Annotated in this window: 11 protein-coding genes; 5 read left to right on the top strand and 6 right to left on the bottom strand. The window is 65.1% G+C overall.

The features are described 5' to 3' along the window. Window position 1: 1 nt before the first annotated feature. From OUZ30_RS10865 to OUZ30_RS10845, 5 genes are all read right to left on the bottom strand, one after another. Window positions 2-1351 carry an acetyl ornithine aminotransferase family protein gene (locus OUZ30_RS10865; RefSeq protein WP_266182340.1) on the bottom strand — a complete coding sequence of 450 codons (1350 nt, stop codon included), beginning with the start codon at window positions 1349-1351 and terminating at the stop codon, window positions 2-4. Beyond that, window positions 1348-2151 carry a CoA-transferase subunit beta gene (locus OUZ30_RS10860; protein WP_266182339.1) on the bottom strand — a complete coding sequence of 268 codons (804 nt, stop codon included), beginning with the start codon at window positions 2149-2151 and terminating at the stop codon, window positions 1348-1350. The genes OUZ30_RS10865 and OUZ30_RS10860 overlap by 4 nt, the downstream gene beginning before the upstream one ends. Then, window positions 2148-2993 carry a CoA transferase subunit A gene (locus OUZ30_RS10855; protein ID WP_266182338.1) on the bottom strand — a complete coding sequence of 282 codons (846 nt, stop codon included), beginning with the start codon at window positions 2991-2993 and terminating at the stop codon, window positions 2148-2150. The genes OUZ30_RS10860 and OUZ30_RS10855 overlap by 4 nt, the downstream gene beginning before the upstream one ends. A gap of 114 nt (window positions 2994-3107) precedes the next feature. After that, on the bottom strand, window positions 3108-4691 hold the full coding sequence (locus OUZ30_RS10850) for an aldehyde dehydrogenase family protein (RefSeq protein WP_266182337.1): 1584 nt from the start codon (window positions 4689-4691) through the stop codon (window positions 3108-3110). Window positions 4692-4701: 10 nt separating this feature from the next. Next, entirely contained in the window at window positions 4702-5898 is a 1197-nt protein-coding gene (locus tag OUZ30_RS10845; protein ID WP_266182336.1) for an aminotransferase family protein, read from the bottom strand. 228 nt (window positions 5899-6126) lie between these two features. Here OUZ30_RS10845 and OUZ30_RS10840 point away from each other — a divergent pair, with 228 nt between their 5' ends. From OUZ30_RS10840 to OUZ30_RS10820, 5 genes are all read left to right on the top strand, one after another. Then, on the top strand, window positions 6127-6945 hold the full coding sequence (locus tag OUZ30_RS10840) for an IclR family transcriptional regulator domain-containing protein (protein WP_266182335.1): 819 nt from the start codon (window positions 6127-6129) through the stop codon (window positions 6943-6945). Beyond that, window positions 6938-8140, top strand: a complete 1203-nt coding sequence (gene pcaF / locus OUZ30_RS10835) for a 3-oxoadipyl-CoA thiolase (RefSeq protein WP_266182334.1) — start codon at window positions 6938-6940, stop codon at window positions 8138-8140. The genes OUZ30_RS10840 and pcaF overlap by 8 nt, the downstream gene beginning before the upstream one ends. Then, window positions 8137-9534, top strand: a complete 1398-nt coding sequence (locus OUZ30_RS10830; RefSeq protein ID WP_266182333.1) for a M20/M25/M40 family metallo-hydrolase — start codon at window positions 8137-8139, stop codon at window positions 9532-9534. Before pcaF ends, OUZ30_RS10830 begins: the two co-directional genes overlap by 4 nt. Window positions 9535-9627: 93 nt before the next feature. Then, complete coding sequence (locus OUZ30_RS10825; protein ID WP_266182332.1) at window positions 9628-11640, top strand: tetratricopeptide repeat-containing sulfotransferase family protein; 2013 nt, start codon at window positions 9628-9630, stop codon at window positions 11638-11640. A 137-nt stretch (window positions 11641-11777) separates the two neighbouring features. Then, entirely contained in the window at window positions 11778-14219 is a 2442-nt protein-coding gene (locus OUZ30_RS10820; RefSeq protein ID WP_266182331.1) for a TonB-dependent receptor, read from the top strand. Between the two features lie 174 nt (window positions 14220-14393). On the opposite strand, the gene OUZ30_RS10815 is transcribed toward OUZ30_RS10820, so the two are convergent. After that, window positions 14394-15269: an alpha/beta hydrolase family protein gene (locus tag OUZ30_RS10815; RefSeq protein ID WP_266182330.1), complete on the bottom strand. Its 876-nt coding sequence runs from the start codon at window positions 15267-15269 to the stop codon at window positions 14394-14396. Window positions 15270-15317 lie beyond the last annotated feature (48 nt).

The raw sequence follows: 15317 nt of genomic DNA, 5'->3' as shown, positions 1-15317 counted from the left end.
GTCAGTGCCCCTTGAGTGCCTGGTCGAGGCTTGCGCGCAACAGCAGGATCGCCTCGTCCACCTCGCCGGTACTGACGTTCAAAGGCGGCATGAAGCGCACCGTGCTGGTGCCGCAGGAAAGCAGGAGCAGGCCGTTGTGGAAGGCGCGGGTGACCACGTCGTCACAGAGCGCGCGGGCAGGGCTGCGCTCCGCGTCGTTCTCCACCAGCTCCATGCCGATCATCAGACCCTTGCCGCGCACTTCGCCGATACAGGGATAGTCGCGTGCAAGCTCCCGCAGGCGTGTCATGAAATGTTCGCCGACGCCGGCGGCGTTCTCGGCAAATCCGTCGGCGACGAGGTCGAGCGTGGCATTGGCAGCGGCGCAGGCCAGCGGGTTGCCGCCGTAGGTGTTGCCGTGCGCGCCGCGCTTCCACTGCGACATCAGCGATTTCTTTGCCACCACCGCGCCGATCGGCAGGCCCGAACCTAGCCCCTTGGCCAGCGTCATGATGTCGGGGGCGACGCCCCAGTGCTCGCAGGCGAACATTTTTCCGCTGCGGCCAACGCCGGACTGCACTTCGTCGAAGATCAACAGGATGCCGTGCTGGTCGCACAGGGCGCGCAGCCCGGCGAGGAAACCGTCCGGCGGCACGAGATAACCGCCTTCGCCCTGGATCGGTTCGACCAGGATCGCCGCGACCTCGGCGGCGGGTACGCTGCGCTCGAACAACATGCGGATGTAATCGAGCGCGGCCTTGCCCTGGTCGGCGCCGGCGAACAGTGGCCGGTACGGGTTCGGAAACGGCACGTGGGTCACGCCGGGCATGGTCGGCGCGAAGCCGAGCTGCTGTGTGTACTTGCTCGAGGTGAACGACAGCGAGCCCATGGTGCGGCCATGGAATCCGCCCAGGAAACCGAGATAACGTGGCCGCCGCGTGACGTAGCGCGCCAGCTTCAGCGCACCTTCGACCGCCTCGGTGCCGGACTGACACAGGAAGCTCATCGCCGGCTCACCAGTGAGCGTGGTCATGGGGTTCACGCGCGCGAGTCGCTCGCCGAGACCCGTCATCTCTTCATGCCAGTAGTCGCTGGAGATGTGCAGGAACCGATCGGCCGCCGCCTTCACCGCCGCTACCACTTGCGGGTGCGCATGACCGGTGGCGCACACCGCGATGCCAGCCGCGAAATCGAGAAAGCGATTGCCGTCGACGTCCCACACTTCGGTGCCACGGCCATGCGACATCACGAAGGGGTAGTCGCGTGGATACGAAGGAGAGATCACCTCGGCGTCACGGGCGAGCATGGCGCGCGCGTTCGGACCGGGCAGGGCGGTCCGGATGTGATTCGGGTTGGGAGGGCTGGTGTTCACGGCAGTCCTTCGGGTGGTAGCGGCAGGTGGACAGGGCGGGAATGCGCTTCACGAGTGTGGGCAAAGAGCGCACGCAACGTGTCGAGTTCATGCGCCGTGGGTGGGGCGATCGTGTCGATTTCGTCGGCCAGCGCGAGCGGCCAGCCCACCGCGGCGCGCGCTTCTTCGACGCTGGCATCGGCGAACAGCGCGATCAGTTGCAGCTCGTCGGTTTGCGGATGCGGCGCCAGCATGCCGAAATCGGTGATGACCGCGCGCGGTCCGCCACCAGGCGCACCGCTGCGTGCGCGCGCGCCGTGACCCTCGAGGTAGCCCGCGCTGGTGCAGAAGTCCAGGCGCTCGACAAAGCTGCGCTTCGTTGCCTTGGCCATCACGAAGACCTGCTTGGCGTGCCAGGCAATTTCAGGCGCGCCACCGGCGCCTGGCAGGCGTGTCGTCGGCTTATCGTAGGGGCCGATCACGGTGCTGTTGAGGTTGCCGTAGCGATCGATCTGCGCTGCGCCGAGGAAACCGACGTCGACGCGCCCGGCCTGAAGGTAATAGCTGAAGACTTCCGGCAGCGGCACCACGTAGGCTGCCGTCTCGGCCAGTTCGCCGTCGCCGATGGACAGCGGCAATACACGCGGCCGCGTGCCGATGGTGCCTGATTCATAGATCAGCACGAGGCTTGGCGCGTGCGTAAGGCGGGCAAGGTTACAGGCAGCACTCGGCAGGCCGATACCGACGAAGCACACGCTCTTGTCGCGCAGCAGGCGTGCGGCGGCGATGGTCATCCATTCATTGCGCGAACATCCGCTCATCCTTCCGCCCGGCTGAGGCCGTCGAGAAACGCCCGGTGATCATTCGTGCGAAGCACGTGCTGGTCCATCCAGGCGAGGAAGTCGTCGCGTTCGCGCGCGACCGTGTCCCAGCGTTGGTAGAAGCTGTTGTCGCGGGTGTAGTGCCCCTGCGCATAGGACGGGTACGCGCCGCCCGGGCAATGCACGACCGCCGTGACGATCCAGTGCGGCAACACGATGGCATTCATCGCCGGAGGAAGCTCATCGACGAGCTCCTCGACAGTCACGATCAGCGTATGGGCCGCCAACGCTGCTTCACGTGCCGCGCCGAGAATGCCCTCGATGGCGACATTGCCTTCGCGGTCGGCGCGCTGCGCGTGCAGGATGGTGACGTCCGGATTGATCGCCGGTACGGCCGCCAGTGATTCGCCGGTGAAGGGGCAGGTGATGCTGCGGATATTCGGGTTGCGTGCCGGCAGGTCGGTGCCGACATAGCCTCGCAGCGTGCCGAAAGGCAGGCGCGCCGCACCTGCGCAGAAGGCGGCGGCCATGCCTGCGTGGCTGTGCTCGTCCAGTTCCAGCGGGTTTGGCCACTGGTGTTCCACGGCATCGCGCAGGCGATGCAGCGAGCCCACGCCGGGATTGCCGCCCCACGAGAAGGTGAGCTTGCGTGCGCAGCCCATGCCGATCATCTGGTCGTAGACCAGGTCCGGTGTCATGCGAATCAGGTGCAGCCGGCGTTTGCGCTGGCGAATGATCTCGTGGCCGGCGGCAAAGGGGATCAGATGCGTGAAGCCTTCCAGGGCCACGCTGGCGCCATCGGTGATGTAGTCGTGGATCGCATCGGCTAAGGAGAAGAACATGCAAGAGCCTCTTGATGGTCTGCACAAGGCCCGCGCTGGCATCGGCATGCGCGCAGGACGAGAACGAGCGAGGAGCGGTCGATCGGTACACAACGGCGCGACCTCAAGTGACTTTCACTCCACCACCGTGCGCGACTGCTCGCGCAGGTATTGCGCGAGGTAATAGAACGAGGCGATGGCCTTGCCGGTGGAGCCCGAACCTTTCCAGCCTCCGAATGGCTGGTAGCCAGGCCATGCCCCGGTAGTGGCGCCCTGCGGGCGATTGGCGTAGGTCACGCCGGCCTCGATGTGATCATGGAACCAGGCCACCTCATCCTCGCCACCGAAGAAGCCCGCGGTGAGTCCCATCGGCGTATCGTTCGCCAGTCGCATCGCCTCGTCGCGATCGCCATAGCGGTGAAGCATCAGGATCGGCAGGAACATCTCCTGTCGCCACAAGGGATGTGCCAGCGGTGCCTCGGCCAGCAGGGGCTCGACGTAGTAGCCGCGAGCGAGCGCCGGGTCGCCATCGCTGGCCGTGCCAAGCTGGGCACCACCACTGATCAGACGCGCGCCCGAGGCCCGCAGATCGTCGGCGTAGCGCAGGTAGTTGGTGTAGGCGGAAGCATTGACGACCGGTCCCAGCCAATGTTCGCGCCGGCGCGGATCACCGATGCGGATGGCGGCGATCTGTGCTTGCAGGCGTTCGATCAGCGCGTCGGCGATGCTCTCATGCACGTACACTCGCGACAGTGCAGAACACTTTTGCCCGGTCATGCCGTACGCGGATCGCGCAATGCCGGCGGCCGCGCGATCGAGGTCGGCGCGGGCGGTGACGATGCAGGGGTTCTTGCCGCCCATCTCGGCGATGCATGGGCGCGGATACGCCCCGCTCACCATCTGTTGCATGAGCTGCCGGCCCACCGGGACCGAGCCGGTAAAGGTGATGCCCGCCGTGTGCGGATGCTGCACCAGGGCTTCGCCAATGTCGCGCCCCGAGCCGGACAGGTAATTGAACACGCCGGGCGGCAGGCCCGCGTCGCGGATGCAATCGGCCAGCAGGCGGCCGGCCCATGGCGTATCGCTTGCGCCCTTGAGTACCACCGTATTGCCGGTGACCAGGGCGGCGGCGGTGGGGCCGCCTGCCAGTGCGAGCGGGAAGTTGAACGGTGCGATCACCACCCACACGCCATAGGGCCGCATCACACTGGCATTGTGGGAAGCGATGCCCTCGATGGGGTCGTCCGGAAGCGGATTCACGTAACCGGCATGGCTTTCGAAATCGCTGGCGTAGTGATGGAAGAAGTCGACCGTCTCCTGTGTCTCGCCCAGCGCCTCCATGCGGTTCTTGCCGACTTCGAGGGTGAGCGCGGCGGCAATCTCATAGACCCGCTGTTCCATCAAGTCGCCGGCACGTCGCACCAGCCGCGCGCGCTCGGCCACCGGTGTTGCGCGCCAGGCGGGAAATGCCGCCTGCGCGGCCGCCATGGCTTCGTCGGCGTCGACCGGCGAGGCCAGGGCGAATTCACCAAGCCGCAGATCGCTGTCGAACGGTGCGCGGCGATCGGCGTATTCCGCGGTGTAGCAGTCGGCGCCATTGACGAACAAAGGATGGCGGCCACCCAGGTCAGCCTCGACCCGAAGCATGGCGGCATCGAAGCGCTCGTGCATCGCCTCCGGCGGGTTGTACATGGTGGCGTAGGTGAGACGAAAACTCATCGACGAGCCCTCAGGATGGTGCAGGAAAGAAGCGCGCCAGCAGGCGATCGAGCTGGGCCAGCGCATCGGCCAGGGCGTGCTCGTCGATGACCAGTGGCGGCGCCAGCAGGATCAGGTTGCCGCGGCATGCGAACGACACGCCCTCGGCCATCGCCGCTTCGACCAGCGCGTTGAGCGCGGCCGGCATGGCCGGCCACGGTGCGAGTGGCTCGCGGGTGACGCGATCGGCGACCAGCTCGATCACGGCGAACAGGCCATGCCCGCCGCGGACATCGCCGATGACCGCATGGCGACCCTGCATGGTCTTCAACTCGGCGAACATCCGCGCGCCAAGCGTGCGCGAGCGGACGATCAGGTCTTCGTTCTCGTAAGCTTGCAGCGCCGCAAGGCCGGCGGCGCAGGACAAGGGGTGTCCGCAATAGGTGAGGCCGGTATAAAGCATGTCGTGCTGCAGCCGCGCGGCGATCTCGGCCGACAGTACGACGGCACCGAGCGGTAGATGGGCGCCGGTGAGGCCTTTCGCCAGCGTCATCAGATCCGGCTTGCCGATATCGCCATAGCGTTGCCAGGCAAACCATTCGCCGCAGCGGCCGAAGCCGCTCATCACTTCATCGGCAATCAGGTAGACCCCGCGCGAACGGGTCGCCTGGCGCAGGTTCGGCCAATAGTTGTCCGGTGCAACGATGCCATTGGTACCGGCGTTGGGCTCCATCAGTACGGCAGCGATAGTGTCCACGCCGAGACGATCGATGGTCTCGGATATCGCCACCACCGCACGCTCGCCGCAGATCGTCGCGTCATGGCTGCCGAAGGCACCTTGATAGGCATACGGCGGTGGCACGTGGAGCACACCGAGCGCTTGCGGATCGACCTGGTCACGCGTGCGCGCATCGCCCGACAGGGCCATGCAGGCGTAGCTGGCGCCATGGTAGGAGCGGTCGCGCGTGATGATGTGGCCGCGTGGCTTGCCGCTGGCCTGGCGCGCAAACTTCACCGCGTTCTCGTTGGCGTCCGCCCCGGCCAGGGTGAAGAACACCCGGCCGCCTTCGAAGTCGGCTTTCTCCAGCAGGGCTTGCGCCAGGGCGGCGCGCGGCTCGGCACCCCATGCCGAAGTGACGAAGCACAGTTGTTCGGCCTGGCGGCGGATCGCCTCGATCACGGCAGGATGCTGGTGGCCGAGATTGCTGCATTCGGCCAGGCTGCTCATGTCCAGGATGCGACGGCCGTCGGCTAGTTCAAGGTGCGCGCCGCTGCCGCCGACGACTGTCGGCGCTCGCCATTCCGACTGCACACACCAGCTGTGCAGAACGCTATCGCCTTCGTGTACCAAGCCTCTCCCCCCGGATCGACCTTGTTCGATTACCGAACAATAATTCGTATTGCGAACTCATTGGAATCCTTCTACGCTCGATCTGTCAATGGACCTTCGTGGCATATGGCATCGAACCTCTTCGAAGACAGTGCGGACTACGTGCAATCGTTGGCGCGCGGACTTCAGGTCCTGCGCGCCTTTGATCGCCAACTGGCCAGTCCCAGCCTTTCGCAGGTCGCCGAACGCACTGGCCTGTCGCGTGCGGTGGCGCGTCGTCTGCTGCTGACCTTTCAGCATCTGGGTTACGTCGGCAGCCAGGGCCGCAGCTTCTATCTCACGCCTCGCGTGCTGGAACTTGGCTACAGCTACCTCAGCTCGCTGGATTTGACCGAACTGGCGCAGCAGAGCATGGCCTTGCTGGCGGAGCGTGTTGGCGAGTCCTGTTCGATGGCCGTGCTGGATGGCAGCGACATCGTCTATGTGCTGCGCGTGCCGGTGCGCCGCGTGATGAGTGTGGCGCTTGGCGTTGGCGCGCGCCTGCCGGCGTTCGCTACCTCGATGGGGCGCGCCATTCTGTCCGGCCTCTCCGAGGCCGAGCTGGCCGGCTGGCTGCGCGGCCAGAAATTCCGCAACCTCACGCCGTTTACGCTACGCACGGCAACGGCACTCAAGGCTGAGATAAAGCGCGTTCGTGAGCGGGGTTATGCGGTCGCATCGCGCGAGCTCGAAGTCGGTCTGTTTTCGATCGCCGTGCCGATCCACGCGGGCGACGGCCGCATCGTTGCGGCATTGAACGTCGGCATGCCCTATAGCGAGGACGCGCTGGCGCGTGCAGTGAAACTGATCTTGCCGGCGCTGCAGGATGCGCAACGTTCGATCGAGCACACGATCCAGCGTGGTGGCTGGCAACCACACATGGCGATGCAAGGAGTCTATGACTAGCGCCTACCTCGTCGACGCGACACGCACGCCGTTCGGCCGCCATGCGGGCGCGCTGGCTGGCGTGCGCGCCGACGATCTGGCGGCACTGCCGATCACGGCGCTGATGAAGCGCCACCCGGGCATCGACTGGGCGGCGCTGGACGAACTGATTCTCGGCTGTGCGAACCAGTCGGGCGAGGACAACCGCAACGTGGGGCGCATGGCGGTCCTGCTGTCGGGGCTGCCGGAGAGCGTTCCCGCGGTCACCGTCAATCGGCTTTGCGCCTCGGGACTGGAAGCGATGGGACAGGGCGCGCGCGCGATTGCCTGCGGCGAGGCGGATCTGGTCATCGCCGGTGGCGTCGAGAGCATGTCGCGCGCGCCCTATGTCATGGCCAAGGCGACGGGCGCCTACACGCGCGAGCAGAAGCTCGAAGACACGACGCTGGGATGGCGTCTGGTCAACCCGCGGATGCAGGCTAGCTACGGCATCGATTCGATGACGCAGACCGCGGAAAACCTTGCGCGCGAACATGCCATCGACCGTGCCGATCAGGATGCCTATGCATGGCGCAGCCAGCAGCGCGCCGCGCGTGCGCAGCAGCAGGGCTGGCTGGCCGAAGAGATCACCGTCGTCGAAGCACCGCAAGGCAAGCAGATCATTACCGTCGATGCCGACGAGCATCTGCGCCCGGACTCTACGGTCGCGCAGCTCGCTGCGCTCAAGCCGCTGCTTGGCACGAACACCAGCATCACGGCCGGCAATGCGTCCGGACTCAACGACGGCGCCGGCGCCGTGCTGCTGGCATCGGAGGCGGCGCTGCGCAAGTACGACCTGCAACCGCTGGCGCGCATCGTTGGCATGGCCTCGGCCGGCGTCGCACCGCGCGTGATGGGTATCGGACCGGTTCCGGCGATGCGCAAGTTATTCGCACGCACCGGCCTGGGTCTATCCGACTTCGATCGCATCGAGATCAACGAAGCGTTCGCGGCCCAAGTGTTGGCCTGCTCGCGGATGCTCGGCTTGCCCGACGATGCCGAGCATCTCAACGCGAATGGTGGTGCGATTGCCCTCGGCCATCCGCTAGGCGCCAGTGGTACACGGCTGGCGATGACGGCAGCATTTGCGCTGCGTCGGCACGGCCAGCGTCGCGCGCTGGTCAGTCTATGTGTCGGTGTCGGACAGGGTCTGGCCCTGGCTTTGGAGCGAGCATGAAACGTATCCTGAAATTCCGTCTCGTCACGGCCTTGGCCGCGCTGCTGCCACTGGCTGCCCACGCTGCGCAGGACGCGACAGGCAGCCAGAACGCTCTTGGCCGCGAGCTGTTGAGCGAAATGATCGCCATCGACTCGACATCGGAACATGGCAGCACGACGGTGGTTGCCGAAAAGCTGGCGCAGCGGTTCCTCGCCGCAGGCTTCGCACCGGCCGACGTGCAGGTGGTCGGTGATGATCCGAAACGGCGCAACCTGGTGGTGCGGCTGCACGGCCGCGGCGAACGCGAGCCGGTGCTGCTGCTGGCCCATCTGGACGTGGTCGAGGCGCGTCGCGAGGACTGGCACGTCGACCCATTCACGCTGACCGAACGCGATGGCTACTTCTACGGTCGCGGCACCATGGACATCAAGGGGGGCGGGGCGGGGCTGGTCAGTGCGCTATTGCGACTGCATCGCGAAGGCATCAAGCCCAAGGGCGACTACATTCTGGCGCTCACCGCTGGTGAGGAGGATGGTGTCTCCAACGGCGTGGAGTGGCTGCTCGCGCATCGCCCCGACCTGATCCGCTCGGCGTACTCGATCAATGTCGACGGTGGCGGGCCTGAGATCCGCGCCGGCAAGCCCGCCGTGCTATCGGTGGAAACCGCGGAGAAGGTGTTCCTGAGCTACACGCTCACCGTGCACAACCCCGGCGGCCATAGTTCCCTGCCGACCGCCGACAACGCCATCTATCGGCTGGCCAAGGCGCTGGATCGGCTGTCGTCGTTGCAGTTTCCGTTGCGCACCAATGCGGCGACGCGCGGCTACTACGCAGGGCTGGCAGCGTTCTATACCGGTCAAACGGCCGCCGACATGCGCGCGGTGGCGCATGAACCGTCCGATCCCGCGGCGCTTGCGCGACTCGCGGCAACCTCTGCATACAACAATTCACAGCTGCGCAGCACCTGCGTGCCGACTCTGCTGCAAGGCGGGCATGCCGAGAATGCGTTGCCGCAGCTGGCGCGGGCAACGATCAACTGTCGCCTGTTGCCGGACGAAGACTTCGACCAGGTGGATGCCGCGCTGAAGCGCGCAGTGGCCGACCCCGCGGTGGAGATCGCACGCGTCGCCCCGCCCAAACCCAGTCCGCCGAGCCCGGTGGACAAGGCGCTGTTCGCGCAGGTCGCCAGCACGGCAAAGAGCCTGTGGGGGCCGATTCCGGTGTCGCCCTATATGGCCGCCGGTGCATCCGACAGCGTGTTCCTGCGCGCGGCCGGCAGGCCGTCATATGTGTTCAACGGGCTTCCTTATGACGTGGACGACGATCGTTCGCACGGGCAGGACGAACGCATTCTGGTCGATGCCTACTACCAGTCGCTGGAATTCAACTACCGGTTGCTCAAGGACCTTTAAGGAGCTTCGTCGCCCTATGCACTGCACGGTGTCCCAAACCAAGCGCCCCGCATGCCGTCCGGACCGCTGTGCCGAACGGTGCGGGGCGTACGCATGATGACCGAACATGCCACCGGTACGCTGGAGCAAGCGCTGGCACACGCGGAGCGCCTGCTGGCGCGCGATCCGGTGCTGGCTGGCGAACAGGCTGAAGAAATCCTCAAGATCGTTGCCGGCCACCCGATGGCCGTGCGCGTGTCGGCGCTGGCACGCGCGGCACAAGGCGACTTGCAGGGTGCGATCGACCTACTTGTACCGCTGGCGCAGGCGCAGCCGACATGGGCGCTGGTCCATCTCGACCTGGGCGTGGCGCTGGGCCGTGGCGGGCAAGGACACGCGGCGATCGCCGCGCTGCGCAAGACGGTGGCGTTGAAACCCGACCTGCCGCAAGCCTGGCGTGAGCTCGGCGATCAACTGATGGCAGCAGGCGAGCACGACGCCGCCGATACCGCCTATGCCCAGCATGTCCGTCACTCCACTCGCGATCCGATCCTGCTTTCTGCCGCCACCGCGTTGGTTGAAGGCCGTATCCCCGAGGCCGAGGCTCTGCTAAGCGAGCATCTGCGCCAGGCGCCAACCGACGTTGCTGCCATGCGCATGTTCGCCGAGCTCGCCGCGCGCCAGGGGCGCACCGAGGATGCCGTGAGTCTGCTCGCGCAATGCCTGGAGCTGGCGCCCGGCTTCCATGCCGCGCGCCATAACTATGCGCTGCTATTGCACCGTAGCAACCAGTCCGAGCGGGCGTTGGCCGAGATCGAGCGATTGCTCGCGGTGGCGCCGGGTCACCCCGGTTATCGCAACCTCAAGGCGGCGATGCTGTGTCGCATCGGCGATTACGCGCCCGCCATCGGCATCTACGCCGACCTGCTCGAGCAGCATCCAGGCAGCCCGAAGGTGTGGATGAGCTACGGGCACGCGCTGAAGACGACGGGTTCGAGCGACCGTGCGATTGCCGCTTATCGGCGCAGCCTGGAACTGGAGCCGTCCTTCGGCGAAGTATGGTGGAGTCTGGCCAACCTCAAGACCTTCCGTTTCAGCGCCGACGATCTGGCTGCCATGCGCGTGCAGCTGGCGCGTACCGACCTGGGCGAGGACGATCGACTGCATCTGGAGTTCGCTATCGGCAAAGCGCTGGAGGATGCGGGCGAGTTCGAGCCTTCATTCCGGCATTACGCGCAGGGCAATGCGATCCGGCGCGGGCAGCTGCACTACAGCGCCGACGAAACCAGCGCGCGCGTACGCCATATTCGCGAGCGCTATACACGCGAGTACTTCGGTGCGCGCGCCGGCGCGGGTTGCCGCGCGCCCGATCCGATTTTCATCGTCGGCCTGCCGCGCGCGGGCTCGACCCTGATCGAGCAGATCCTGTCCAGCCACAGTCAGGTGGAAGGCACGATGGAGCTGCCGGAAATCACTTCGATCACGCGCACGTTGCGCGCTCAGGGGGATGCCGGCAGCGTCATGCCCTATCACGAGGCGCTGGCGGCCATCGACGGTGACGCGCTGTGCGAGCTGGGCGAACGCTATCTTGCGCACACGAGCATCCAGCGCAAGACACCGGCACCCTTCTTCATCGACAAGATGCCGAACAACTTCATGCATCTTGGCCTGATCCATTTGATCCTGCCGAACGCGAAGATCATCGACGCACGTCGGCATCCCTTGGCTTGCTGCTTTTCCGGTTTCAAGCAGCACTTTGCCAGGGGCCAGAGCTTCAGCTACAGCCAGGAAGACCTCGGGCGCTACTACCACGATTACGTTTCATTGATGAGCCATTTTGACGAGGTGCTGCCGGGGCGCATCCACCGCGTCATCTATGAGCATATGGTCGAGGACACCGAAGGAGAGGTTCGGCGTCTTCTCGACTATTGCGGTCTGCCGTTCGAGCCATCGTGCCTGCGTTTTTTTGAGAACGCCCGGCCGGTGCGCACGGCGAGTTCCGAACAGGTGCGCAGACCGATTTACCGCGAGGGTGTGGATCACTGGCGGCATTACGCAGCCTGGTTGGGGCCATTGGTGGAGGCATTGGGGCCGGTGCTCGGGCGATATCCCGATCCGCCGGAATGACGTGACGTAGCAGGCGCCGAAGGGTCGCCGTCATCAGAATTTGGGGGAGGAAGTCGATGCATAGGGGCAGGCTCGGACAACGAAGTAGTAAGCAATCGGTGAGATTGGTGCGATTGCCGCTCGCCGCGGCGATCTGTATGGCTGTTGCTGCACCGGCGCTCGCGCAGGACGCTGGCCAAAGCCAGGGGCCGGCCGCGGCGCCGGCAGCGCCCGTGGCCGCCAAGACGCTCAATGCGGTGACGGTGACCGCACAAAAGCGCGAGGAAAATCTGCAGAAGGTGCCGATCAGCATGAATGTGCTGGGCCAGGACCGGCTGGAGGAACTTCACGTCAAGAATTTCGACGACTACGTGAAGTATCTGCCGAGTGTTTCCTACCAGACGTTCGGCCCGGGTTTTGCCCTGATCTACATGCGCGGCGTGGCCAGTGGCGGCGACGGTAACCACTCCGGTTCGCAGCCGAGCGTGGGCGTGTACCTGGACGAGCAGCCGGTTACCACGATCCAGGGGCCGCTCGATATCCACATGTACGATATCGCCCGCGTCGAGGCGCTCGCCGGTCCGCAAGGCACGCTATATGGCGCCAGCGCGCAAGCGGGTGCGTTGCGCATCATCACCAACAAGCCCGATCCCAGCGGTTTTGCCGCCAGCTACAGTGCGGGCGTCGATTCGGTCGATCATGGCGGTGTGGGCTATACCGCCGAGGGCATGATCAACATACCGATGTCCACCAGCTCGGCCATTCGCCTGGTTGGCTGGCACGAGCATGATGCCGGCTACATCGACAACGAAGTGGGTTCGCGCACGTTCCCGACCTCCGGCATCACGGTCAGCAATGCGCATGGCTGCACGCAAACCCCGACCCTGGTGTGCACCGGGGCCGCCAAGAAAAACTACAACGACGTCGATATCAGCGGCGGTCGCATGGCGCTGAAGTTTGGCATCAACGATGACTGGTCGATCAGTCCTACCGTCATGGGGCAGCAGACGATCGCCAACGGTAATGTCGCTTCCGACCCACAGGTCGGCAGTCTGGCGATCACGCATTTCTACCCGGAACACTCCGACGACCGTTGGATCCAGGCAGCGCTGACCGTGGAGGGCAAGATCGGCAACTTCGACTTGACCTATGCGTACTCGCATCTCAAGCGCAATCAGGAGGAAGAGAGCGACTACAGCGATTACTCGTTCTGGTACGACACGCTGGCCGGCTACGGCGCGTACATTGTGGACAACGCCGGCAACCTGATCAATCCGTCGCAGTTCATCCAGGGCAAGGACCGCTACACCATGGACAGCCACGAGCTGCGCATCGCCTCGCCGAGGGACGATCGCCTTCGCGTGGTGGGTGGCCTGTTCTGGGAAAAGCAGGTGCACGATATCGAACAGCGCTACATGATCAATGGCTTCGCTGACAGCCTCTCCGTGACGGGCTGGCCCGACACCCTGTGGCTGACCGAGCAGCGACGCATCGACAAGAACGAAGCGGTGTTCGGCGAGCTGTCGTACGACTTCATCCCCGAGACGCTCACCGGTACGATCGGCGGGCGCTATTTCCGCTCCGACAACAGCCTGGGCGGGTTCTACGGCTTCAGTGCGGGCTACGCGCCCGGTTCCAGCTACGGCGAAGCGGGCTGCATTTCGCCCACGCCGTATCGCGGCGCGCCGTGCCAGGACTTCGCCAAGCAGACCAACGAAACCGGTTCGCTCGGCAAGGTCAACCTGACCTGGCAGATCACGCCCGACAAGATGATCTATGGCACCTGGTCCGAGGGTTTCCGTCCCGGAGGCATCAATCGCCGTGGCAGCCTGCCGCCATACCAGTCGGACTGGCTCACCAACTACGAGCTCGGCTGGAAGACCACCTGGCTCGACAACCGGCTGTCGTGGAACGGGGCGGTGTTCCGCGAGAAGTGGAAGGACTTCCAGTTCAGCATTCTCGGCGCCAACGGGCTTACCGAAATCAAGAACGCAGGCCAGGCGCAGATTGACGGCCTGGAATCGGATCTGAACTGGGCCGCGACCTATAACCTGCAGCTCAGCGCAGGCTTCGCCCTGTACAACGCCAAGCTCACGGAGAACTACTGCGGCTTCACCGACACCAACGGCCACCCGATCACCTACTGTCCGGCCGGTACCGTCAATCCGCTTACCGGTGACACGGTCACCGGGCCTCAGGCGCCTTCTGGCACCCAGCTGCCAGTAACGCCACGCTTCAAGGGCAACCTCACGGCGCGCTACTCGTGGGACATCGGGGGCAAGGATGTCTTCGTACAGGCGGCGGTGGTGCATGTCGGCGAACGCCAGTCCGATCTGCGGCTGTATGAACGCGGACTGCTGGGAAAGATGCCGGCCTACACCACGGCGGACTTTTCCTCCGGCATCAAGAAGAACGGCCGTTCGCTGGATTTCTATATCACCAACGTGTTTGACAAGCGTGGACAGCTCTACCGCTTCGCCGAGTGTGCGGAAGCGGTGTGCGCGGCACACAACGTGGTGCCGGCCTATCCCAACGGACAGGTCTATACCGTCATGACGCAGCCGCGGACGTTTGGCCTGCGTTTCTCGCAGGAGTTCTAGGCCAGGGCAGTCGTGAGAGGCCAGAAGAGCCCCGGTACAGACCGGGGCTCCTCATTTATAGGGGCGGCGAGGCGCAGACGCGCCGCAGGTGCGGAAGGCGTAACCCGTCCGTCGGCGATTTCTGGGACACGAGCGCTCGTCACTGCTCGCCTCGGTTCGGGTTTCTAAAGGCTTTCAGGGATAGCGGTCAAACCAGTCGGCGACCTGTCGACGCACCTCGGCCTGCCCGGCTTGATTGGCCCATTGATGGGTCAGGCCTTCCACGACGCTGTTCTTGAAGCGTCCTGTCGCGTGGGCCTGCGCGTAGCTAAGCCTCAGGGCGTCATCGAGTTCGCGCAGACTATCTTGCGCCATGACGTCGTCTGCGCTCCCCTGAAGCACAAGCAGGGCCGGGGGTGGCCTACCGGTAGCGATATTCGCGGAGCGTCCCGCGACATCAGTGCGGGCAGCCAGTGCGCGACTTTCCCGGCTCCACGCGTACGGCCGTCCTGTTGCATGCTCGTACGCTTCGATCGATGCACTCAACCCCGCAGAGGGATTGAGCGCCACTGCGGCACTGACTGGCACGTTGTGTTCCGCGAGCGAGACCAACACCGCCGCTGCGCCCGCGGAAAATCCAAACAGTGCGATCTTTTCACCCGCCTTCATGCAGCCGCGTTGCTCAAGTTCCCGTACAACGGCAGGCAGCTCATCGACGGCGCCCATCACAATCGGTTTGAAAACGAGAAGACCAACATCCTCCGTCTGCCGACGGACGAGTTCGGTCTTGCCGCCCGCCGGAGCGCGCCGCCCGAACAGCGGCAGCCCCAGATAAACCTTGATCGCCGGCACGTCATCCAGGGGAAGCGCAGTCATCAGCGCCTGTTCGCTGTCCGGCGGCCCGAAGCCGTGCCACAGAACGATCGGCGGCCGGCTCACATTGATGGGAATGCGAATCATCGCCGGAACGCCCGCCAGATTCGTTATGACCGTGCTGGCCTCTTGCGCGCCGCCAAAACATCGCGCGTCCGTGATGGCAGGCGCATCATTGGACGCCATCGCGGCAGGCAACGAAAACGCGCAGAGAGCCACGCCGATCAGTTGACTCGCCAACATGGG

The organism is Dyella humicola, assembly GCF_026283945.1.
GTDB classification, from domain to species: Bacteria; Pseudomonadota; Gammaproteobacteria; order Xanthomonadales; family Rhodanobacteraceae; genus Dyella; species Dyella humicola.
This window is presented reverse-complemented; position numbering and strand designations above follow the sequence as displayed.

What these genes read in the sequence shown, in the direction of transcription:
- OUZ30_RS10860 (WP_266182339.1), bottom strand. Translation starts at nt 2,151, where the DNA reads ATGAGCGGATGTTCGCGCAATGAATGGATGACCATCGCCGCCGCACGC.
- OUZ30_RS10855 (WP_266182338.1), bottom strand. Translation starts at nt 2,993, where the DNA reads ATGTTCTTCTCCTTAGCCGATGCGATCCACGACTACATCACCGATGGC.
- OUZ30_RS10850 (WP_266182337.1), bottom strand. Translation starts at nt 4,691, where the DNA reads ATGAGTTTTCGTCTCACCTACGCCACCATGTACAACCCGCCGGAGGCG.
- OUZ30_RS10845 (WP_266182336.1), bottom strand. Translation starts at nt 5,898, where the DNA reads ATGAGCAGCCTGGCCGAATGCAGCAATCTCGGCCACCAGCATCCTGCC.
- OUZ30_RS10840 (WP_266182335.1), top strand. Translation starts at nt 6,127, where the DNA reads ATGGCATCGAACCTCTTCGAAGACAGTGCGGACTACGTGCAATCGTTG.
- pcaF (WP_266182334.1), top strand. Translation starts at nt 6,938, where the DNA reads ATGACTAGCGCCTACCTCGTCGACGCGACACGCACGCCGTTCGGCCGC.
- OUZ30_RS10830 (WP_266182333.1), top strand. Translation starts at nt 8,137, where the DNA reads ATGAAACGTATCCTGAAATTCCGTCTCGTCACGGCCTTGGCCGCGCTG.
- OUZ30_RS10825 (WP_266182332.1), top strand. Translation starts at nt 9,628, where the DNA reads ATGATGACCGAACATGCCACCGGTACGCTGGAGCAAGCGCTGGCACAC.
- OUZ30_RS10820 (WP_266182331.1), top strand. Translation starts at nt 11,778, where the DNA reads ATGGCTGTTGCTGCACCGGCGCTCGCGCAGGACGCTGGCCAAAGCCAG.